Origin of the sequence: Bacillus cereus group sp. BfR-BA-01524 (assembly GCF_022662595.1) — a bacterium.
GTDB classification, from domain to species: domain Bacteria; phylum Bacillota; class Bacilli; order Bacillales; family Bacillaceae_G; genus Bacillus_A; species Bacillus_A thuringiensis_S.
Genome location: NZ_JAKUDW010000008.1, coordinates 24,827 through 45,391, shown reverse-complemented (window position 1 = coordinate 45,391; position 20,565 = coordinate 24,827). Strand labels below are relative to the sequence as shown.

Here is a 20,565-nt window from a genome sequence, read left to right as displayed (position 1 = left end):
TGTGTGATAGTGAAATGAGGGAAAGAAATGAAGTACGTGACGCTTTTACTTCAAGTAGGCGTGCTATATATATTTAGCTTAGTGGGTACGTGGATTCAGGAAATATTCCATCTATCAATACCGGGAAGTTTAATAGGGATGTTAATGCTGTTCCTGCTCCTTTCCACTCGCGTTTTACCGTTAAAATGGTTTGAGTTAGGTGCGGAAAAGTTAATCGTATTTTTACCGTTATTTTTAATCCCTTCGACAACAGGGCTGATGGAATACGGGTCTTTTCTTTTAAGTAAGGGGAGTATTATATTCCTTTTAGTAGTTGCAAGTACTGTAGTAACTTTGATTGTTTCAGGGTATATAAGTCAATTATTAGTAACATCAAAAAAATAAAATCGACAAGGTGCACGATTCAAATGGTCTTAATTATTATTACTGTAGCAATTTATTTCTTGGCGACAAAGTTATATAAAAAATTTACGTTTGCATTTACGTTACCGGTGTTAACAGTTACGGCAATTATGATTTGTTTATTTTTGATTTTTGGTATTTCTCATCATGAGTATAGGGAAAATGGGGGAGACATTCTTTCAAGCTTATTGAGCCCTGCAATTGTAGCATTGGCCATACCTCTATTTAAAGAGCGAAAGATACTTATTAAAAATTTTTTATCGATACTTATCGGTGTAGTGATAGGTATAGTGGCTGTAACGAGTATGAATGTAGTGATTGGTGAGATTTTAAATATAGATAAGGAACTTATATTAACTACTCTACCACAATTAGCAACGATGCCTATTGCTCTTTCATTAGCGGATCAAATTGGAGGTATTCCATCTATGACTTCTAGTTTTGTAGTTGTTGCAGGAATAACAGGTGCTATTATCGGACCAACAGCACTTAAGCTTTGTAGTATAACAAGTACGATTGGAAAAGGAGTTGGAATGGGCTGTGCATCACATATTATTGGTGTGAGCCGTTTAGTGAAGGAAGGCGAGAAAGAAGCGACTATCGGTTCGGTAACGATGATTGTAACTGGAATACTCATTAGTATACTAATACCGTATGGAACGAAATTTATTTTTTAAATGTAATGGAGATGATAACAATGACAACATGGTTTATAGTTACATTATTTGTTTTTGGAGCTATTAAAGTATTAGTTTCTAGCATGCCCACTTCTGTTGTAGAATCAATTATTAGTAAATTTGAATTGCATCAAAAGCTTGAGGCGGAAAATACTTCTATATCGATAGATGGAAAAAATTTAGAGGGAGAAATGAAACTACAAGTTATTCATGAATTTAATGAGGCTTTGTTTTTAGATAAACATTATTTCCCGCCGCACGGAGAAGGGACACCAATAGTCATTGATACGAAGAAAGGGAATAAAGAGATTAGATTTTCTCTATATAGCTATGAGGAACATGTTGATGTCATTAAGCAATATAAGAAAAAAGTCGTTGCCTATCGTTTACGCTCTAAAAGCCTTCAAACATTGGCACCATTAGCAATAACGGAAGAGTATGCTTAAGAAGAGACCTATAATGGCCTCTTTATTTTTTTATCCAGTTATATACCTTCCAAATAAAAGAATGAAAAATCATATAACCAAATAAAGAATATGTATGGTTCCAATTTGTACTATGTACAAATAAACCTAAACTTTCAGCAATTTGTTCAAAAAGGCTAGCGCAAATACCAATTGAAATAATAAATAGAATTCTAGAAACTTTAGATAATTTTTTTGAAATGTGTATAAAGATAATGGTTGAAATCGGCAGTACAAACAATGTGAAAGCTATATTAACCGAAAATGTGGATGAGAAGGGCCTAGCCGGAAAGGAATATATTTGTTTATGAACAAAAAAAGCATCTAAGCAAGTTCCAATAATAGAAGAGAGAAAGATTGTAACTATTAATGCTAGAAAATCATTCTTCTTCTCTAAGGAGGACGTTTTTCTTCGCGAGAATTGCGAGTTCAATTTTTTCGAGTGTTTTGCAGTAGTCTTCTGTAATTTGTCCATGTATATTTTCCTCCTTATCAACTAAGTAATTTACAACTTGCCAATCGGTAAACCAATCTTCGCTGTCATCTTCTTCATGTTTCATATTTCGCCATGCATAGATGAGCTCAGGGCTGTATATACGATAAGCGCCGCTACGTAACTGGCATTTCTTTATTCGGCGCTTATAAAACTCACGGGAAAAAGATTCATTTACACTTGAAAATAAATGAGGCCAGTAATCTTTCCTTGATCCTGTATGCGGATGGTGTTGAGCCCAGCTAATTATTTGAGATAAAACATGTGTATCCCGAAATAATAATGAATACAACCTTTTTCCGATTAAGATTCGTTCATGTAAGGAAGTGAAATGTTTCATTGTATCACCAAATAGTAATACTTTTTGTCTCTTATCATTTTCGTAGAATGGGAAAAGGATATGATTAAACTGAAAAAAATCAAAGAGTTTAAATCCAATACTATTTAGTACAGTCTTTTGAAAGTGTACATTTTGAATCACTCTTTTTTCTAAGTAGTTTTGTTCATTAATAATAGTTGCAATCGCTAATGTTTTTTTATTACCTGTTTTCCAAAAATCGTTCCACATCGTTTCCATAAATGTAGAAACGTTTAGGTGAGGGAGAAGGTGAAATAGCTTTTGTGATCTTTTTACACTTTGTTCGTAAAGCAAAAATTGAGGATATACATCTTGGAAAATGAGCCAATTCCCTCTTTCTAAAAAAGAAAAAAATATGAGTTGATCTTTCTCTGATAAAATTCTCGTATATAAATCACCCTTTAAATCAGTCATATTCCAACCGCCGTTACGTGATACCATATGCCCAAGTAGTGCCCAATGTATTTCTGGATATTGAATGTAAAATTGGTAGTATGCGCGTGTTCTTGTAACATTATTTTTATTTAGCTGTTCTGTTTGTATTTTTATTTTGTTGATGATGAGTTGCTCTTCTTTCGTTAATTTATAAATCGTGCCAGAAGGCATGATCTTGCTTTTTTGTTTTAATTCATTCTTTACATCGAATATAGAGAGAGGCAGTGCTTTGGAAAGTCCGTTATATGTATGATTTGAATTGCTTCGGTACATTCCGTTACCTCCCTTTTTTTATAAATTTAAACATGATTATTGGCTATGAATCATTCTATTTATTTTATTACGAGTATAAGAAATAAATGAGCGGTGTTTTTTTACAAGGAATGTAGTTATCATGCAAACAGTATAAAAAAATTTGCTGTTGTAAGGTGAAATGAAAAACAGAAACTATGTTTAATAGTTTCTGTTTTTTTATTTTGTCAATTAAATGTAACAAACGACGATTATGATTTGAATCAATTGAAAATAATTCAATAAATTTTATAAATACAATTTTAATTGAAGTGTTTGGTAGGAGGAAAAGGAATGCTAAATAAAATAATTTTAATTACTGGTGGTACAGGTTCGTGGGGACATGAACTTATAAAACAACTATTAGAAAAATCACCGAAAGAAATTAGGGTTTTTTCAAGAAATGAAACGGTTCAGTTTGAAATGCAGCAACAGTTTATAAATGATGATAGATTAAAATTTATTATTGGAGATATTCGTGACAAGGATCAACTAGTCTATGCATGCCAAGGCGTACATTATGTTTTCCATCTTGCAGCTTTAAAACACGTTCCAGTATGTGAGTATTATCCTTATGAAGCTATAAAAACCAATATACATGGTACGCAAAATGTAATTGAAGCATCTATACAGATGCAAGTGGAGAAAGTTATATATGTTTCAACGGATAAAGCAGCCGATCCATCAAATACGTATGGGATGACAAAAGCAATTGGTGAAAAGTTAATGGTTCATGCGAATGTGCAAACGAAGAAAACAAAATTCATTTGTGTTCGTGGTGGAAATGTTTTAGGGACGAGTGGAAGTGTAGTACCGCTTTTTAAACAACAAATTAAAAAATCTTCACAAGTAGGGATTACCGATGCGAATATGACTAGATTTTTCTTAACAGTTGAAGATGCTGTTGGATTGTTATTTAAAGCCGTATATCAAGGTAGAGGCGGGGAAATCTTTGTTATGAAAATGCCGGCATGTAAAATAACAGATTTAGCAGAAGTATTGATTGAATATTCGGGAAAAGAAAACGTTAAGGTAAAAGAGGTAGGGATAAGACCGGGTGAAAAATTAAGTGAAATGCTTTTATCTGAGGTAGAGAGTAAAACAAGTATAAGTTTTGATCAAAATTATTTTGTAGTACTACCGACTATTCCTATAGAAGGGCTTCAAGAATATTATGCTAGCTATCCGCTTGTGGATGTAAAGAGTTTTAGTTCTCAACAAGACTTACTTGCAAAACATGAGGTGAAACAAATGTTATTAAAAGGAGGGTTTTTACGATGAAAAAAAATGCGAGCCTTTTAATAACTGGTGCAAATGGTTTCACAGGACGTCATGCTTGCCAATATTTTTTAGAGCAGGGCTTTCATGTAATTCCTATGTTTCAAAATCGTGCACATAGAGAAAAAATTAGAAATGGTATTACTTGTAATTTAACTAATAAGAGCGAAGTAATGAAGGTAATGAAACAAATAAAGCCAGACTACGTATTGCATTTAGCAGGAAGGAATTCAGTTATAGAATCTTGGACAGCTGCTCTTGAGTATATAGAGATTAATGTAATAGGAACGTTATATTTATTAGAAGCAATTAAGCAAGAAGCCTCGCATTGTAGAACATTAGTTATAGGATCGGCTTTGCAAGCAGATAGTATGAACGAAATAAAAATTTCAAATCCATATAGTTTAAGTAAAACGATGCAAGTCATTATTGCAGAGGCTTGGGGAGGATTAATGGATTCAAATATTATCATTGCAAAGCCCTCAAATTTAATTGGTCCAGGGGAATCGAATGGCATTTGCTCGATTCTCGCAAAGAAAATGATAGATATAGAATCAGGTAGAAGTAAAGCCATTATTGAAGTAAACAGTTTGAAAGATAGTAGAGATTTTCTAGATGTACGTGATGCGATTAAAGCGTATCATTTGTTATTACGAGATGGAATAAATGGAAAACAATATAATATCGGATCAGGAGTAAAACGGTCTTTATTAGATGTACTAGAACAATATAAAGAATTAACACAGCTAAATTTTTTTATAGAGGAAACAGAGAAAAGAGGGAGCGACTCAAATGAGAGTTTAGCAATAGAGGAAATAAAAAAGTTAGGTTGGATTCCAGAAATTGAATTTCATCAATCATTAAAAGATGTACTTGAGTATGCGAAGTGTAGTGACATCTGCATTCAATGAAAAACAAAAAAGGGTGTAAGAAATATATGAATGGTTATGAAGTAATAGATAATCAAAATACGCTATTTCTTTCAATTGTTGATACGTTGGATTGGAGAGATGAAGAAGCGCATGTATTGCGTCTTTATGAGGCAATACATAAATATCAAGCGTATGTAGAAGAAAAAAGAGTTAATCAAATAAAGTCAGCATTAGAGACGGAAACTAGATATGTGATTCAAATCTTTGCTCAATACGAGTGTAGTGAGTATGGAAATGATTTTTATGAACTCATTAAAGATCTTTTACAAGATATAGAGGTGGAGTTAAAGATTTATATAAAAAATAATAAGTTTATTTACATTTAAAAGGTAAATATAAAGCTAGATTTTTAATAATAAAGGTGGGTATAAGTTATGAGCAAAACGATTCTTTTTACTGGGGGCGGTACAGCCGGACACGTTATGATTAATATTGTATTAATTCCTAAATTTATAGAGCAAGGATGGAGAGTCGAGTATATTGGATCCAAAAATGGAATTGAAAAATCATTAGTGCAAAATGTTAAATACAATAGTGTTTCAACGGGCAAGCTTAGGAGATATTGGGATTGGGAAAATTTTAAAGATCCTTTTAAAATTATACGAGGTTGTTTACAAAGTTATAAATTAATTAAGAAAACAAAGCCTGACGTTATCTTTTCAGCAGGAGGATTTGTTTCAGTTCCTGTAGCTATAGGAGCATGGTTAAATCGTGTGCCTATCATTATACGTGAACCAGATAGCACATTAGGACTTGCCAATAAAATAGCATTACCTTTTGCTACAAAGCTATGCACAACATTTCCTCAGACAGGAGAAAATGTAAGTAATGAGAAGAAGGTTTATGTAGGACCAATTGTAAGGGAAGAAATTGAGAAGGGTAACGTATTAAGAGGAAGAAGATATTGTGAATTTCAGCAAGATAAACCAGTATTATTAATTATGGGTGGGAGTCAAGGTGCTAAGTGGATAAATGATATGGTAAGGGAATGTTTAGATACAATACTATTAAACTTTAATATTATTCATATATGTGGTAAAGGGAAGGTAGACCCATCTATTGGCATGGAGGGGTATATGCAATTTGAATATATAGGCGATGAGTTGCCGCATATACTAAATATGGCAAGTGTTGTAGTTTCAAGAGCGGGTTCTACTGCTATTTCTGAATTGTTATTTTTAAAGAAACCGATGTTGCTTATCCCGTTAACTAACAGTTCCAGTAGGGGAGATCAAGTTTTAAATGCTGAATATTTTTCACGGCAAGGATATGCGGAAGTTATACTCCAAGACAGAGTAAGTACGAATACATTTATACATGCAGTAAATAAGTTGTATACAAATAAGGAGAAATATATTCAAAACATGAATGGATATAAGAAAACAAATGATGAGGGGATTCATCATTTAATAGATATAATAAATGAAGTGGTGAAGTAATAGAAATGTAAATAGAAAAACAAAAGGAAAGAAGGTATCTTCTTTCCTTTTTACTATATTTGTTCAAATTCATTATTATTTATTCCAATTAGCCATGTACTATGGGCGAATACCGTTTTCTAATAGCTCAGTAAATGCATTAATATGAATAGGTTTACTGTAATAATAACCTTGAATAAACTGACATTTATTTTTTTGAAGGAAATTTACGTGCTCTTTCGTTTCTACACCTTCAGCAATGACAGACATTCCTAATGTATTTGCTAGTGTGATGATCGTTTTAATAATTTCCATTCCATCATCACATGTTTCAGACATTGTAATAAATTCTCTCGGGATTTTTAACGTATCAATTGGATACAAAGGTAAGTAGGCTAGTGAAGAATAACCTGTACCAAAGTCGTCGATTGAAATGTGAATCCCTAAACTTTTTAGTGTACGTAGTTTTATCAATGTTTCTCGCTCATCCATCATTGCAATTCGCTCTGTTAATTCAAGATCAAGAGAGCTTGCTGGTAAACCTGTATTTGTTAAAGTAGAAGAAATAGATTTTACAAAATCCTCTTGTTCAAATTCTTTAGCAGATAAATTTACACCTATTTTTAAATGTGAGTATCCGAGTGCGTGCCAACGTTTCATTTGCTTGCAAGCCTGCTCTAATGTCCATTTCCCTATTGAAATAATTTGTAGTGTTTCTTCTGCAATCGGAATAAACTCGTATGGAGAAATAATACCTAATTCAGGATGATTCCACCTAATTAAAGCTTCTGCACCGATAATTTTATTAGATTCACTATCAACTTGAGGTTGATACAAAAGGAACAATTCTTCATTTTGTAGTGCGTTTGGTAAATCTTTTTCTAATCGTAATCGTCTTTCAATTTTTTTAGCGATTACATCGTCATAAATAGAGACAGAGTTAAGCTCTTTTGCTTTTGCATCATACATTGCAACATTAGCGTTTTTCAGAAGTGTAGCGGTATCGATTCCGGAATGTGGATAAATAGCGATGCCGATACTCAGTGATAAAGTTAATTTATGCTCATGTATGATAAATGACTTTTTCATGCATTCAAATAATTGGTTACATAATTGGAATAAGTAATCTTCGTCAGTATAGTTCTCAATTATGATTGTAAATTCATCGCCACCGATTCTTGAAAGATGAGTATGTGATGGAAGACATGATTGGAATCGCTTTGCTACTTCTTCTAATATGTAATCTCCTGATGAATGTCCAAGTGTATCGTTAATTGCTTTAAAGCGATCTAAATCTAAATATAATAATGCAAACTCGCTTTCTGTTATTTTAGCATTTTTTATAACTCTCTTTAATTTCTTATGGAAAAAGGCACGGTTCCCAATTTTCGTTACAGTGTCATGGAATGCTAAATATTTTATTTCTTCTTGCTGTTTTTTTAGTGCAGTAATATCTTTCACCATAATATAGCTTCCTGAAATTTGTCCGTCTATTATAATAGGAATGATTGTAACGTATAAAAAATAAGTAAAGCCATCTTTATATTGAGAACTAAGTTGTAAGAATGCCGATTCTTGTTGTTTCACTTTTTCTAATGCCAATGCTAGCTTATGCTTATCTTCATCTAAAATGATCGAAAAACAAGTTTCACCTAGTAACTCATCCGTTGGTGCCCCAAGTAGTACACTCCCAGCCTTATTTACATTTAAGAATGTTCCGTTTAAATCAATGGTGAAAATAGGGTCAGGATGATATTCATATAATGATTTAAACTTTTGTTGTTTTTGAGAAAGAGCCTCTGATTTATGAACTAAATCAGACGTCCGTACAGTAACTTTTTCTTCTAGTTGGGCATTAAATGCCTGCAAACGTTTTGTTAAGGAGTTGTTTTGCATACGTACGATAGAATGACGAATGAGTACGAAAATAAAAGTAATACAATTTCCTGTAATGAGAGTTGAAGATGATGTTTGTTCTTTTAATGTAAACCCGATTAGTATTGCAACAGCAAGATAGGGAAATACAACTAAAGCTTTTTTCCCTATTATAGGGTTTACAATGAAATAATTTTTATGGCTATTATGATCTTCTGAAATAGAGCCAGCTATTGCAATAAGTAATATAGGTATTCTATATAAAAGACGTAATAATGTTATCGTTTCAGTTGATAAGTGGTTATTTAAGTAAAAATAAATATAGTTAAAAGTTGCAGAACTTATTAATACAAAAATAAAGATATAAATTTTCCGTTTGGAATTAAAAATTGTTGGACGGAAAAAGAGACTAACGCCTAGCAGTAGAAATAATAAATCTGCAATTGGGTATAAAAATGAAAGGAAAACATCTCCTAGTGAAAGAGCGAATATATTTAAATTTGGCTGATTAAATAAATACCATTCTAATGTGAATATGGAAGTAAGCACTATGCATATATCACAAATAAAGAATGCTTTTTCCCATTTATTGCATTCCTTTAAAATTTTATAGGAGAAAGCGATAAGACAGAAAAGTAGAAAAAACATGTAAAATACATCAGAAATAGTAAAACGATCTATTGGAATTTCGAAGAAGCTATCTTGATATGTATATACTATTTTCCCTAATAAAAAGCTACCAATTGCTATTGTAATACATATCCAAAACGGATTTGAACTGACTTTTTTAGAATATATAGAGTAGATCAGTGATACAAATGTAATGGCTTCGACGATAAGTGAAGCGAAGCGTACATCTGAATTTGAAAAATGAGTAGGGAACAGATAGAAAAACATAAAATAGATTGAATAGCATATTAATGTTCCGATTAATATACATAATTGTAAATTTTTATTTAATTTCAATGAAATCACCTTCTTTAATTATGCACTATGTTCGTTATATCTATACATAATAATATTATTTAAGAATTGTATCAGATTTCCTTATAAAAATCATGTTTATAAGGAAAGTGTTAAAGAGTATAAGTATTCTTAAAGTTGAAAAAATATTTCGGTTGATAGTATAGACGGTATCAAGACTTTAAATAGAAATTGTATATTTAGTCATCCTTTGAATTGTAAAGTTTTTTTAGTGATTTGTAAGTGGAGATGCAAAATTGCATATAAAATGATGAGGATCTTTTTTTATATGAGATTTTTATTTTTTTAAATCTGAAAATTAACATTTGTGAAAATGTTGAGAAAGGATGTAAAATAAGAACGTGTATTCTTACAGAGTAGATAGTATTGCCACTAAATAGGGAGGGCTTCTTATGATATATCGAATTAAAGATGCAGAAATATACTATGAAATTGTGGGAGAGGGTAAACCGGTCATTATCATACATGGCTGCTCCCCTGACCATAGGTTAATGATGAAATGTATGGAATCAGTATTTCAGAAATATGAAGGTTATAAGCGAATATATATTGATTTACCTGGTATGGGAAAATCGAATGCTCCAAATTGGGTAAATAGTTCAGATCGTATAGTAGAAGTGCTTATCACATTTATTGAGGAAATCATTTCTACTGAAAAATTTTTATTAATAGGAGAATCATATGGAGGCTATTTAGCCAAAGGTATACTTACAAAGATGTTTGAGAGAGTTAGCGGATTACTATTAGTATGTCCTGTTGTTGTAGCGGAGCCAGAAAAAAGGATTCTTCCAGATAAACAGGTAATTGTACAAGATGAGGAATTTTTAAATACGCTTACTTCCACGGAAAGAGAGGAATTTTGTGAGTTAGCTGTAATAGCAAATCAATATACATATACGCGATTTAAAGAAGAAATTAAGCCTGGGTTAGATGTTGCTAATTATGAATTTATTGAAAGGTTGCAAAAGAATTACTCTCTTACTATGGATTTTCAGCGTGAAAAATATGAAAAGCCCGTTCTTTTACTGACTGGAAGACAAGATATATCAGTAGGTTATCAAAATATTATAGAAATTATTGAAGAATATCCAAGGGCAACATTAGCAGTGTTAGATATGGCAGGGCATAATTTGCAAATTGAACAGCCTGAATTATTTGAAAGTTTAGTAGGAGAATGGATTAGACGAACAAATCAGCACGTTTTATAAAGTATTTTAGTATTACGCTTAAGTGTTGAAATGGGATAAATGAACGTGATTTATTAACTAATAAACAATTTTAAGGAGAAATTATGAGCACATATATTTATATGGTTAGACATGGTGAATCACCAAAACTAGAAGGAAATGAAAGAATGCGCGGGTTAACTGAGAAGGGACATATGGATGCCCGTAGAGTAAATGATATATTAAAAGCGGAGAGAATTGATACTTTTATTTCCAGTCCCTATAATCGGGCTATGTTAACGATAGAGGAGTCAGCTAATTTCCATGAAAAAGAAATAGTAGTATATGAAAATCTTAAAGAGTGTATGTTTTTAAGTGAGGATCAGGTTATATCAGACAAAGAGGTGTATCCACTTGTACAGAAGATGTTCTCTAATCCGGATTTTGCAAGAACGGAAGGAGAGTCGTATGCAGATTGCCAGAGAAGAGTAGTGAAAGTATTAAAAGAAATCTTAATGGATTTTCAAGGACACAAAATTGTAATTGGTACACATGGGCTTGTCATGACAGTAATGATGAACTATTTTGATAAACAATATGGTTTTGAATTTTTAATGAATACGTCAAAACCGGATATATATAAGATGGAGTTTAAAGAAGAACAATTAATGAATGTAGAGAGATTATGGAAAGCGGAATAAAATTAGGTGCATGGATTTTGTTGTAAAAGTTACTTTTATAGCAAAGTCTTTTTTTGAATAGAAAGCATCTTTATCAACTATTTTTAGAATGTTAAATCAATAAGTAATTATTCAGTATTTGAATAAATTATGGGGAAATTGGTTTAGGGAAACAATTTTAAATGTGTCAAAACTCCAAACGTTGGATTTATATTCAATAGGAGAAAAAGATGTAGAATTTTGTCTTACAGTCCCCGTTTACTTTTCATTTCATTACATATAGGCTTTGTGGTGTAAGGGGGGACATCACCTTTACGCAAAATCTATAAGGAGGTCATTGTAATGAAACAGATTAAAAAGTTTGCGGGAGTTGCTTTAGCGGGGACAATTGGATTAAGTGGACTACTGTTTTTAGAACCAAGTGTAAGCGTTGCGGAAGCACAGCAAGTGAAAGTGGAAAATTTTAATACAATTGATGTAACGATGAACCTAAGTGAATTGTATGTATTAAGTGGCAGAAGCATTGATATTCTTTCTGGAGATAAAGAAGCAATTCAGTTAAATAAATACACAATTAGTTTTAATAAACCTGGGAAGTATGTGATTAAAGTAAATGGCTGTATTCATGATGATGTATATACTTTTATTGTAAATGAGTAGTATATATTCTTAAATTGCGAGATAAAAACAGAAACACCCTATTTGCGGTGAGAGTCGTAAGTAGGGTGAATTTATTTGTATTAAGCTGTACTTTAAATATGTTCACTAATTTTCTTTTTGTTATGTAAAGTATGTAAAAGTGTTTGAAACATCTTAAATGATTGCTGAAAGATTGGACTTTGAATAAAGGTGTACAGAAAAGTTACGATGAAAACAGGACCTCCTAGCATAAATCCAATAACTAGTACAATACATTCTACTATGATTCTAGCACGGCTAATAGAAAGTCCTGTTTTGTCGGAAATAGTAAGCATGAATCCATCACGGGGGCCAGCGCCAATCCCAGCCGCAACGTACATACCTCCCCCGATACCTGTAATGGCAATACCAGAAAATAAAATGAGTAAGTTTATCCATAAATAATTACTAGCGTCTGGAAGCATGTTTGATTGTAAGAAAAAGTCCATGATGGGACCGATAAGTAGTGCATTCAAAAATGTACCCACATTTATATATTTTCGATCTACTAGTAAAGATATTAGAACGAGACATAACCCACATATGACACTCCACGTACCGATGGTCCATCCAAACTTTTGGTAGAGAGCCATATTTAAAACTTCCCAAGGGTGCAAGCCTAGAAATTTAACTTTGACTGCAAGAGCGTTTCCAAGGCCAAAGAAAATTAATCCTAAGAAAAAAAGAAAATAGCGAAAGAGAGTTAGCCTCATCTTTAAAACCTCCCATATTTTATAATTATGTATGTTACCTGTTCCGGTTTTAATGTACAAATATTATGTCTTTTTATCATTCGTTTAAATGTGTTAACAATGCAAATGAAATATACATCTTCACAGTCAAAAAAGTTAAAATATTTCGTTTTAAGGATTATAATGGAGAGAGAAACATAAAAGGGAGTGAATGAACTTGAAACAAGAACTTATTGAAAGATTTACGAGATATGTAAAAATTGATACGCAATCAAATGAAGAAAGCAATACAGTACCAACAACACCAGGACAAATTGAGTTTGGTAAGTTATTAGTGGAAGAGCTAAAAGAAATTGGGTTAACAGAAGTAACGATGGATGATAATGGTTATGTAATGGCAACACTTCCAGCTAATACGGACAAGGATGTTCCTGTAATCGGATTTTTAGCTCATTTAGATACGGCAACAGACTTTACGGGGAAAAACGTCAAACCACAAATTCATGAAAATTTTGATGGTAATGCAATTACGTTAAATGAAGAGCTAAATGTTGTGCTAACACCAGAGCAGTTCCCAGAATTACCATCATATAAAGGACATACCATTATTACAACTGATGGTACAACACTTCTAGGAGCAGATGATAAAGCTGGTCTTACAGAAATTATGGTTGCAATGAACTATTTAATACATAATCCGCAAATTAAGCACGGGAAAATAAGAGTAGCATTTACACCGGATGAAGAAATTGGTCGTGGGCCAGCGCATTTTGATGTAGAGGCGTTTGGTGCATCATTCGCTTATACGATGGATGGAGGTCCATTAGGTGGTTTAGAGTATGAAAGTTTTAATGCTGCAGGTGCTAAGTTAACGTTTAACGGAACGAATACACATCCTGGAACAGCGAAAAATAAAATGCGCAATGCAACTAAACTGGCTATGGAGTTTAACGGGTATTTATCAGTAGAAGAGGCACCAGAATATACAGAAGGCTATGAAGGATTCTATCACTTACTTTCTTTAAATGGTGATGTTGAGCAAAGTAAAGCGTATTATATTATTCGAGACTTTGATCGTGAAAATTTTGAAGCGCGTAAAAATAACGTTAAAAATATTGTGAAGAATATGCAAGAAAAGTATGGCGAAGATGCAGCCGTTTTAGAAATGAATGATCAATACTATAACATGCTGGAAAAAATTGAACCGGTAAGAGAAATTGTTGATATTGCATATGAAGCAATGAAAAGTTTAGATATTGAACCAAATATTCACCCGATTCGCGGAGGCACAGATGGATCACAATTATCATATATGGGATTACCGACGCCGAATATTTTCACTGGTGGTGAAAACTATCACGGTAAATTTGAGTATGTTTCGGTAGATACTATGGAAAAAGCTGTTCAAGTTATTGTAGAAATTGCAAGACGTTTTGAGGAGCAAGCTTAAAAAAGAACCAAGTAGTACGAATGTGCTACTTGGTTCTTTTAATATAGTACTCGCCACAAATAAAAAGTCGCATAAGACTCCCAATTAGCCCAGTTTGCTGCAAAATCTTTTATTTCATTTTTAGTCGGTTTATTTTCGGAGCCTATTATAAATTTAATTGCATTATGCAGACCAACATCATCAATTGGAAAAGCTGAAGGAAATCTTAAACAACGCATTAAAACATAGTTGGCAGTCCATGGGCCGATACCATGGATAGCAGTTAACTGTTTTTCAGCAATTTTTATATTTTGTGTTTGTAGTAACTCCTCTTTTGACAGTTTTCTCTCTGTAATAAGCTTCGCAATACCGATTAAATATTCACATTTTCTAGTCGTCATTTTTAATTGTTGGAGATCTTCTAGATGTAGATTTGCAATTGTTTCAGGTGATGGGAAAATCCAATGTTTTCTACCGTCCCATTCTACATAACTTCCAAATTGCTCAACTAATCTTCTTTTTAGTGTATAAGCATATGCTAGGTTAATTTGTTGACCGATAATTCCCCAGGAAAGTGCCTCAAATAAGTCTGGAATACCTAAATTACGAAGGCCATAATATTGTTCAATTGGTCCTTGAAGGAGTAAATCATGTTTAGCTAATGTATAAAAAGGGGCTAAATCAGTAGTTAAATCAAACCATTCTTTTACATAGTTAGCTACAGCCTCACGTATCGATTTTTCAGATGTATATGATTCTTCTAAACAACGTATTTGAATATTGCCATCAGTATTCAAACTAATTTCAACTAAAGGATTTACATCTTGAACAGGGATAACTTTATAAATTTTGTTGTCTTCAATATGGAACATACATTCATTGTTCGAACGTGATAGATAGCGTAAATTTTCTTGGAAACAAAATTCTTTCGGAACTGCTACAGATAATGCGCTATTATATTCTGCTGTCATATGAATTCCACCTGCAATTTTTCTAATGCAAGCAATTTTTTCTTCATGTCTAATCCACCCCTAAATCCGGTTAGTTTCCCATTCTTCCCAATAACGCGGTGACAAGGAATTGTAATAAGAAGAGGGTTAGCAGCAATAGCGGAAGCAACGGCGCGCACAGCTGTAGGTTTTTGAATTCTTTCAGCAATTTCTGTATAAGAATATGTCTTTCCATAAGGAATTTCACGTACCGTATTCCAAACAGATAATTGAAAATTAGTTCCATAAGCATCGATAGGGAATGTAAAAGTTTCTCGCTTGTTTTCTAAATACTCGATAACTTCTTTCGTATATATTTGCAAGTAATCTGGACTATGGATCAATATATGTTGGGGCAGTTTTTTTCTAGCCCATATATTTAATTCTTCAAAGTTTTCATCTTGTGATCCAATGAAACATAGTCCATTTTCAGTTGCAGCAATATGAAATCGCCAATTCTTATGTGTAAGTAGCGTCCAATATATATAATTATTTTTGTAGGAATTCATTATCGTATCCCTCTTTCATTTCGTTCTTTTTTCGATATTCAGTAGGAGTAAATCCGGCTTTCTTTTTAAATAAAGTTGCGAAATACTCTGGGTTTTCTATCCCGACAGCAGTACTAATTTCTTTAATAGATTGATTTGTGTGTAAAAGGTATTCGGTTGCTTTAAGAACCCTGAATTGTTGTATATATTCTATAGGAGTTAGCCCTATTATTTTTTTGAAAGTACGCTGCAAATGAAAAGGGCTACCGTGACACATTTCCGCAAGCATGTCGAGAGTTAAGGATTCGTCATAATGCTTTTCGATATAGTCTTTAATTTGTTCTACCCACTCTTCATTAGGCAAAGTGATCCCGTTTGGCTTACAACGTTTGCACGGGCGAAAGTTTTCACTTAATGCTTGTTCCGCATGATGAAAAATTCGTACATTGTTTCTATTCGGTATTCTTGATTTGCATGATGGTCTGCAAAAGATTCCAGTTGATTTCACAGCATAAAAGAATTTGCTATCATAGGAAGAATCATTATGAATAATTGCTTGCCAATACTCATTTGTTAATGTAACTCCTTCATTGTGCAAAGAACATCACCTCTGAAGTTAGTATAACCTGAATAAAGTGCGTATGTATGTATTCATAAATGTAAGAGCAAGATTACAAAGGTGGAAATATGATTGTTTTTCTATTTTGTGATAGCATGAAATTTGGAAATAAACATCAAGAGGAGGGCTAAAAGTGAAGTTAATTTCATGGAATGTAAATGGTTTGCGAGCAGTTATCACAAAAGGTGGATTTTTGGAATATCTTGAGGAATCAAGTGCTGATATATTTTGTCTACAAGAGATTAAATTACAAGAAGGGCAAATTGATTTAAATCTAGAGGGATATTATACATACTGGAATTATGCTGTGAAAAAAGGATATTCAGGAACAGCTATTTTTTCGAAAAAAGAACCGCTTTCAGTTACATATGGTTTAGGCATTGAAGAGCATGACCAAGAAGGGCGACTTATTACTTTAGAATTCGAAGATTTTTACATGATAACGTTGTATACACCAAATTCAAAACGTGGATTAGAAAGATTAGATTACAGAATGAAATGGGAAGATGATTTCAGGTCCTATATCAAACGATTAGATGAGAAAAAACCAGTTATTTTTTGTGGAGACTTAAATGTTGCTCATAAAGAAATCGATTTAAAAAATCCAAAAAGTAATCGTAAAAACCCTGGATTCTCTGATGAGGAACGAGAGAAATTTACATGTATTTTAGAAGAAGGGTTTGTTGATACGTATCGTTATCTTTATCCTAATCAAGAAGGTGCATATTCGTGGTGGTCGTATCGGATGGGAGCGAGAGCAAAAAATATTGGATGGCGTTTAGATTATTTTTGTGTTTCGGAAAGAATGAAAGACCAAATAACAGAAGCGAAAATTAATAGTGAAGTAATGGGGTCAGACCATTGTCCAGTTGAATTACATATAAATTTCTAAAAAAGAAGTATCTCCCTAATATTAGGTGGATACTTCTTTTTTTATTCAGTTTGTTAAAATTTTTCAAATCATTCTTGAAATAATTCTATATTAAATATATACTTAGTAACGATAATCATTATCAGTGAAAATGATTATCAAATGATGAAGGTGTAAAAGAATTATAGTCTAGGGGAAGTGAACGAGAATGAGTTCTGGATAAAATTATTAATCTAATGAAATATATATATGGGACAAGATTCATATAGTTAAATTTTATTGAGAATATAGTTTGAAAATTCGAGAGGAGACATATAAAGATGAACAAGAAATTATTTACTTTAGGGATGGTTACAGTTTTAAGTGTAGGTTTAGCGGCATGTAATAGTACGGATAAAACTTCAGGCGAGCAAAAACAACAGACGAAAGCTACGGAAACGAAAAAAGATGAAAAGCGAAAAATTACATATTTAGGTAAAGAATATACAGTGCCAGCAAAAGTAGATAAAATTGCGACAGCTAGTTTAGAGTCAATGGAAGATGCGGCAGTACTTGGAATTAAACCAGTTGGTGCCATTACTGTGGGTGGTAAATTACCGAAGTATCTTGAGAAAGATTTAGAAGGTGCGAAATCTGTTGGTGAGAAAATGGAACCAAATTTCGAAACATTACTTCAATTAAAACCAGACGTTATTACATCAAGTACGAAATTCCCAGCAGAAACAGCTGAAAAGTTTACGAAAGTAGCTCCTACATTCCCGGTATCACACGTTTCAACAAATTGGGAAGATAACTTAAAGTTAATGGGAGAATTAACTGGTAAAAAAGATAAAGCAGAAAAAATTATTAAAGACTACAATTCGGACGCTGAAAAAGCAAAAGCAAAACTAGGAGATAAGTTAAAAGATAAAAAAGTACTTGTCATTAGACTAAGAGCAAATGACTTATTCCTATACCCAGAAGGAGTATACTTTAACCCCGTAATTTATAAAGATCTTGGACTAACTGCTCCAGAACAACTTAAAACGGTAAAAGCACAAGAGAAAATTTCTTTAGAAAAATTAGCTGAAGTTAATCCTGATTATATCTTCTTACAATACGAGGCAAGTGAAAATAATAAACCGAAAGTGCTAGAAGACATTGAAAATAATCCAATTTGGCAAAGTATGAACGCTGCGAAAGAAAAGAAAGTATTTGTAAATGTTGTAGACCCAATGGCACAAGGTGGTACAGCTTGGAGTAAAACAGCATTCTTAAAAGAAGCAGTGAAAAATTTATCTAAATAATACAATAAGTAAGGTGCGTTGAATGATATGCAGAGAACAAATGCAGTACCAGTAACTATATTATGTATAGCACCCATACTCATCTTATTTACAGTTATACTTTCGATTTTGTATGGGGCAAAAAGTATTGACGCTGAAACAGTGTGGAACGCATTATTTCATTTTGATTCAAGCGATGTAAATCATAATATTATTATTACTTCACGTTTACCAAGGGTAGTTGCAGCTCTTTTAGTCGGAGCATTTCTAGCCATATCAGGAGCACTTATGCAGGGGATGACAAGAAACTATCTTGCATCCCCTTCTATTATGGGTGTGACGGATGGTGCTGCCTTTGTTATTACACTTAGCATGATTTTTCTTCCGGGAATGTCATCAATTGGTATGGTTTTATGTTCAATGATTGGTTCTGCACTAGGAGCCGGTATCGTGTTTGGTTTTGGTTCGCTCCTTCAAAATGGCTTATCACCAGTTAGGTTAGCGATTATAGGAACAGTTATTGGAACATTTTTAAGTAGTGTATCGGCTGCAATGGCTTCGTATTTCCAAATTTCTCAAAATGTTAGTTTTTGGTTTAATGCAAAGTTAGATCAAGTAGATCCTAATATCATTAAAATCACGATACCGTTTGGGATAATTGGAATAATTTTAGCACTGTTAATATCAAAATCTATTACCATTCTTTCATTAGGCGAAGAGGTTTCTATTAATTTAGGGCAACGTACAAAACTAGTTAAAGCGATGGCAATTTTATCAGTTATCTTTTTAACAGGAACAGCAGTTGCTTTAGTGGGGAAAGTTGGTTTTGTAGGTTTAATTATTCCGCACATTACCCGCTTTATAATTGGGGTAGATTATAAGTGGATTTTGCCATGTGCAGGTGTTATTGGTGGCGTTTTCTTAGCGTTATGTGACGTTTTAAGTAGATTTGTAAACTATCCATTTGAAACACCTATTGGAGTCGTTACCTCTTTAATTGGAATTCCTTTCTTCCTTTATTTAATCCGTACTAGAGGAGGAGAGAGACATGCTTAAAAGTTCAAGTCAACGTTTCGGAATGACGATGGGGATTATTATATTTTTAATACTATGTGCTATTTATATTAGTTTAACAAATGGTACGTTCGACATTACGATTACAGATGTATTTAAAACACTGTTTAGAATTGATCCAGTACCAGAACATGATTTAGTTATTTTTGAGTTTCGCCTTCCGCGCATCATAATTGCTGGATTAGTAGGATTAGGCCTTGGTGTTGCGGGTGCCGTTATTCAAGGGATTACGAGAAATGGGTTGGCGGACCCAGGTATTTTAGGCGTAAATGCCGGAGCAGGAACAGCGATCGTCATTTTTATGTTTTTCTTTCAAGGACAATTAAAAAGCACAGACTGGGTTTCTATTATGATGATGCCAATGTTTGGTTTAGTAGGCGGATTAGGTGCAGCTATCATCATTTATCTGTTTTCTTGGAAAAACGGTAAATTAGATTCGCAGCGACTTTTATTAACAGGAATTGCAATTGGATCAGGATTTGGAGCCTTTTCTATGTATTTATCACTCAAAATGAAGTCAACTGATTTTGAAATGGCTGCAGTGTGGGTGTCTGGAAGCATATATAGTGCGAACTGGAAGTATATTGTGGCTATGTTACCATGGCTTATTATCTTAATTCCGCTTATACAAAAGAAAGCTTATTTATTAGATTTATTTCAATTGGAAGAAACGAGTATTACAAGTTTAGGTGTTTCAGTAGAAAGAGAGAAATCGATTTTACTATTAAGTAGTATCGGGCTTGTGAGCGCATGTGTTGCTGTTTCAGGGAGTATCGGTTTTATTGGCTTAATGGCACCGCATATAGCGAAAAGGCTTGTCGGTATTCAACATAAGTATATAATTCCTACGTGCGGCGTAATCGGAATGTTTCTTGTAATTGCTTCAGACTTTATTGCGAAAACAGTTTTCACACCTGTAGAGCTACCAGTTGGAATCGTTATTTCTATTGTCGGTGTACCGTATTTCTTATATTTACTTTATAAGGCGAAAGCGTAAGAGGAGGAAT

The 20,565-nt window shown here is 33.0% G+C and carries 22 protein-coding genes; 15 read left to right on the top strand and 7 right to left on the bottom strand.

The genetic code is table 11. The features are described from left to right. Nucleotides 1-27 precede the first annotated feature (27 nt). From MR170_RS04340 to MR170_RS04330, 3 genes are read left to right on the top strand one after another with little or no spacing between them, the layout of a single operon-like run. The gene (locus tag MR170_RS04340) at nt 28-384 is read left to right on the top strand and encodes a CidA/LrgA family holin-like protein (RefSeq protein WP_029443094.1); all 357 of its coding nucleotides are present in this window, start codon (nt 28-30) and stop codon (nt 382-384) included. 23 nt (nt 385-407) lie between these two features. Next, nucleotides 408-1,079, top strand: a complete 672-nt coding sequence (locus MR170_RS04335) for an LrgB family protein (RefSeq protein ID WP_242307354.1) — start codon at nt 408-410, stop codon at nt 1,077-1,079. Between the two features lie 20 nt (nt 1,080-1,099). Next, nucleotides 1,100-1,525: a YfmQ family protein gene (locus MR170_RS04330; RefSeq protein ID WP_000214635.1), complete on the top strand. Its 426-nt coding sequence runs from the start codon at nt 1,100-1,102 to the stop codon at nt 1,523-1,525. Between the two features lie 22 nt (nt 1,526-1,547). Here the strand turns inward: MR170_RS04330 and MR170_RS04325 are convergent, their stop codons facing one another. After that, nucleotides 1,548-2,018, bottom strand: coding sequence for a CBO0543 family protein (locus tag MR170_RS04325; protein ID WP_242307353.1), 471 nt, complete (start codon nt 2,016-2,018; stop codon nt 1,548-1,550). Further along, the gene (locus MR170_RS04320) at nt 1,924-3,102 is read right to left on the bottom strand and encodes a DUF2515 domain-containing protein (RefSeq protein ID WP_242307352.1); all 1,179 of its coding nucleotides are present in this window, start codon (nt 3,100-3,102) and stop codon (nt 1,924-1,926) included. Before MR170_RS04320 ends, MR170_RS04325 begins: the two co-directional genes overlap by 95 nt. Before the next feature lie 312 nt (nt 3,103-3,414). On the opposite strand from MR170_RS04320, the gene MR170_RS04315 reads away from it, so the two are divergent. From MR170_RS04315 to MR170_RS04300, 4 genes are read left to right on the top strand one after another with little or no spacing between them, the layout of a single operon-like run. Continuing rightward, the gene (locus MR170_RS04315) at nt 3,415-4,401 is read left to right on the top strand and encodes a UDP-N-acetylglucosamine 4,6-dehydratase family protein (RefSeq protein ID WP_242307348.1); all 987 of its coding nucleotides are present in this window, start codon (nt 3,415-3,417) and stop codon (nt 4,399-4,401) included. Continuing rightward, nucleotides 4,398-5,309 (top strand): SDR family oxidoreductase, encoded by a 912-nt coding sequence (locus MR170_RS04310; RefSeq protein WP_050844442.1) that lies wholly within the window; start codon nt 4,398-4,400, stop codon nt 5,307-5,309. Before MR170_RS04315 ends, MR170_RS04310 begins: the two co-directional genes overlap by 4 nt. Then, complete coding sequence (locus tag MR170_RS04305; RefSeq protein ID WP_016080571.1) at nt 5,306-5,656, top strand: DUF6572 domain-containing protein; 351 nt, start codon at nt 5,306-5,308, stop codon at nt 5,654-5,656. The genes MR170_RS04310 and MR170_RS04305 overlap by 4 nt, the downstream gene beginning before the upstream one ends. A 48-nt stretch (nt 5,657-5,704) precedes the next feature. Beyond that, a complete protein-coding gene (locus tag MR170_RS04300) occupies nt 5,705-6,769 on the top strand; it encodes an undecaprenyldiphospho-muramoylpentapeptide beta-N-acetylglucosaminyltransferase (protein ID WP_029443088.1) in 1,065 nt (354 codons plus the stop codon). Between the two features lie 99 nt (nt 6,770-6,868). Here MR170_RS04300 and MR170_RS04295 read toward each other — a convergent pair whose 3' ends face one another. After that, nucleotides 6,869-9,589, bottom strand: coding sequence for a sensor domain-containing protein (locus MR170_RS04295; protein ID WP_029443087.1), 2,721 nt, complete (start codon nt 9,587-9,589; stop codon nt 6,869-6,871). Nucleotides 9,590-9,999: 410 nt separating this feature from the next. Between MR170_RS04295 and MR170_RS04290 the strand changes: the two genes are divergently transcribed. The 3 genes from MR170_RS04290 (at nt 10,000) to MR170_RS04280 (ending at nt 12,113) form a co-directional block, all read left to right on the top strand. Then, entirely contained in the window at nt 10,000-10,815 is an 816-nt protein-coding gene (locus tag MR170_RS04290; RefSeq protein WP_016080574.1) for an alpha/beta fold hydrolase, read from the top strand. An 83-nt stretch (nt 10,816-10,898) separates the two neighbouring features. Further along, on the top strand, nt 10,899-11,474 hold the full coding sequence (locus tag MR170_RS04285; RefSeq protein ID WP_016080575.1) for a histidine phosphatase family protein: 576 nt from the start codon (nt 10,899-10,901) through the stop codon (nt 11,472-11,474). Nucleotides 11,475-11,795: 321 nt separating this feature from the next. Further along, nucleotides 11,796-12,113 (top strand): hypothetical protein, encoded by a 318-nt coding sequence (locus MR170_RS04280; protein ID WP_029443086.1) that lies wholly within the window; start codon nt 11,796-11,798, stop codon nt 12,111-12,113. 92 nt (nt 12,114-12,205) lie between these two features. Here MR170_RS04280 and MR170_RS04275 read toward each other — a convergent pair whose 3' ends face one another. Next, the gene (locus tag MR170_RS04275; protein WP_029443085.1) at nt 12,206-12,844 is read right to left on the bottom strand and encodes a YczE/YyaS/YitT family protein; all 639 of its coding nucleotides are present in this window, start codon (nt 12,842-12,844) and stop codon (nt 12,206-12,208) included. Nucleotides 12,845-13,040: 196 nt separating this feature from the next. Here MR170_RS04275 and pepT point away from each other — a divergent pair, with 196 nt between their 5' ends. Next, the gene (gene pepT / locus MR170_RS04270; protein WP_242307346.1) at nt 13,041-14,273 is read left to right on the top strand and encodes a peptidase T; all 1,233 of its coding nucleotides are present in this window, start codon (nt 13,041-13,043) and stop codon (nt 14,271-14,273) included. Nucleotides 14,274-14,311: 38 nt separating this feature from the next. On the opposite strand, the gene MR170_RS04265 is transcribed toward pepT, so the two are convergent. The 3 genes from MR170_RS04265 to MR170_RS04255 are packed head-to-tail and all read right to left on the bottom strand — an operon-like array spanning nt 14,312 to nt 16,327. Continuing rightward, the gene (locus MR170_RS04265) at nt 14,312-15,223 is read right to left on the bottom strand and encodes a DNA-3-methyladenine glycosylase 2 (RefSeq protein WP_043936364.1); all 912 of its coding nucleotides are present in this window, start codon (nt 15,221-15,223) and stop codon (nt 14,312-14,314) included. Further along, nucleotides 15,220-15,750 (bottom strand): methylated-DNA--[protein]-cysteine S-methyltransferase, encoded by a 531-nt coding sequence (locus MR170_RS04260; RefSeq protein WP_016080580.1) that lies wholly within the window; start codon nt 15,748-15,750, stop codon nt 15,220-15,222. The genes MR170_RS04265 and MR170_RS04260 overlap by 4 nt, the downstream gene beginning before the upstream one ends. Continuing rightward, nucleotides 15,731-16,327 (bottom strand): bifunctional transcriptional activator/DNA repair enzyme AdaA, encoded by a 597-nt coding sequence (locus MR170_RS04255; protein WP_050844440.1) that lies wholly within the window; start codon nt 16,325-16,327, stop codon nt 15,731-15,733. Before MR170_RS04255 ends, MR170_RS04260 begins: the two co-directional genes overlap by 20 nt. A gap of 154 nt (nt 16,328-16,481) precedes the next feature. On the opposite strand from MR170_RS04255, the gene MR170_RS04250 reads away from it, so the two are divergent. From MR170_RS04250 to MR170_RS04235, 4 genes are all read left to right on the top strand, one after another. Continuing rightward, nucleotides 16,482-17,240 (top strand): exodeoxyribonuclease III, encoded by a 759-nt coding sequence (locus MR170_RS04250; protein WP_242307344.1) that lies wholly within the window; start codon nt 16,482-16,484, stop codon nt 17,238-17,240. A gap of 299 nt (nt 17,241-17,539) precedes the next feature. Beyond that, entirely contained in the window at nt 17,540-18,505 is a 966-nt protein-coding gene (locus MR170_RS04245) for an iron-hydroxamate ABC transporter substrate-binding protein (RefSeq protein ID WP_016080583.1), read from the top strand. A 27-nt stretch (nt 18,506-18,532) separates the two neighbouring features. Continuing rightward, nucleotides 18,533-19,540 carry a FecCD family ABC transporter permease gene (locus MR170_RS04240; protein WP_226604259.1) on the top strand — a complete coding sequence of 336 codons (1,008 nt, stop codon included), beginning with the start codon at nt 18,533-18,535 and terminating at the stop codon, nt 19,538-19,540. Then, nucleotides 19,533-20,555, top strand: a complete 1,023-nt coding sequence (locus MR170_RS04235; RefSeq protein ID WP_016080584.1) for a FecCD family ABC transporter permease — start codon at nt 19,533-19,535, stop codon at nt 20,553-20,555. Before MR170_RS04240 ends, MR170_RS04235 begins: the two co-directional genes overlap by 8 nt. Nucleotides 20,556-20,565 lie beyond the last annotated feature (10 nt).

What these genes read in the sequence shown, in the direction of transcription:
- MR170_RS04340 (WP_029443094.1), top strand. Translation starts at nt 28, where the DNA reads ATGAAGTACGTGACGCTTTTACTTCAAGTAGGCGTGCTATATATATTT.
- MR170_RS04335 (WP_242307354.1), top strand. Translation starts at nt 408, where the DNA reads ATGGTCTTAATTATTATTACTGTAGCAATTTATTTCTTGGCGACAAAG.
- MR170_RS04330 (WP_000214635.1), top strand. Translation starts at nt 1,100, where the DNA reads ATGACAACATGGTTTATAGTTACATTATTTGTTTTTGGAGCTATTAAA.
- MR170_RS04325 (WP_242307353.1), bottom strand. Translation starts at nt 2,018, where the DNA reads ATGGACAAATTACAGAAGACTACTGCAAAACACTCGAAAAAATTGAAC.
- MR170_RS04320 (WP_242307352.1), bottom strand. Translation starts at nt 3,102, where the DNA reads ATGTACCGAAGCAATTCAAATCATACATATAACGGACTTTCCAAAGCA.
- MR170_RS04315 (WP_242307348.1), top strand. Translation starts at nt 3,415, where the DNA reads ATGCTAAATAAAATAATTTTAATTACTGGTGGTACAGGTTCGTGGGGA.
- MR170_RS04310 (WP_050844442.1), top strand. Translation starts at nt 4,398, where the DNA reads ATGAAAAAAAATGCGAGCCTTTTAATAACTGGTGCAAATGGTTTCACA.
- MR170_RS04305 (WP_016080571.1), top strand. Translation starts at nt 5,306, where the DNA reads ATGAAAAACAAAAAAGGGTGTAAGAAATATATGAATGGTTATGAAGTA.
- MR170_RS04300 (WP_029443088.1), top strand. Translation starts at nt 5,705, where the DNA reads ATGAGCAAAACGATTCTTTTTACTGGGGGCGGTACAGCCGGACACGTT.
- MR170_RS04290 (WP_016080574.1), top strand. Translation starts at nt 10,000, where the DNA reads ATGATATATCGAATTAAAGATGCAGAAATATACTATGAAATTGTGGGA.
- MR170_RS04285 (WP_016080575.1), top strand. Translation starts at nt 10,899, where the DNA reads ATGAGCACATATATTTATATGGTTAGACATGGTGAATCACCAAAACTA.
- MR170_RS04280 (WP_029443086.1), top strand. Translation starts at nt 11,796, where the DNA reads ATGAAACAGATTAAAAAGTTTGCGGGAGTTGCTTTAGCGGGGACAATT.
- MR170_RS04275 (WP_029443085.1), bottom strand. Translation starts at nt 12,844, where the DNA reads ATGAGGCTAACTCTCTTTCGCTATTTTCTTTTTTTCTTAGGATTAATT.
- MR170_RS04265 (WP_043936364.1), bottom strand. Translation starts at nt 15,223, where the DNA reads ATGACAGCAGAATATAATAGCGCATTATCTGTAGCAGTTCCGAAAGAA.
- MR170_RS04260 (WP_016080580.1), bottom strand. Translation starts at nt 15,750, where the DNA reads ATGAATTCCTACAAAAATAATTATATATATTGGACGCTACTTACACAT.
- MR170_RS04245 (WP_016080583.1), top strand. Translation starts at nt 17,540, where the DNA reads ATGAACAAGAAATTATTTACTTTAGGGATGGTTACAGTTTTAAGTGTA.
- MR170_RS04240 (WP_226604259.1), top strand. Translation starts at nt 18,533, where the DNA reads ATGCAGAGAACAAATGCAGTACCAGTAACTATATTATGTATAGCACCC.
- MR170_RS04235 (WP_016080584.1), top strand. Translation starts at nt 19,533, where the DNA reads ATGCTTAAAAGTTCAAGTCAACGTTTCGGAATGACGATGGGGATTATT.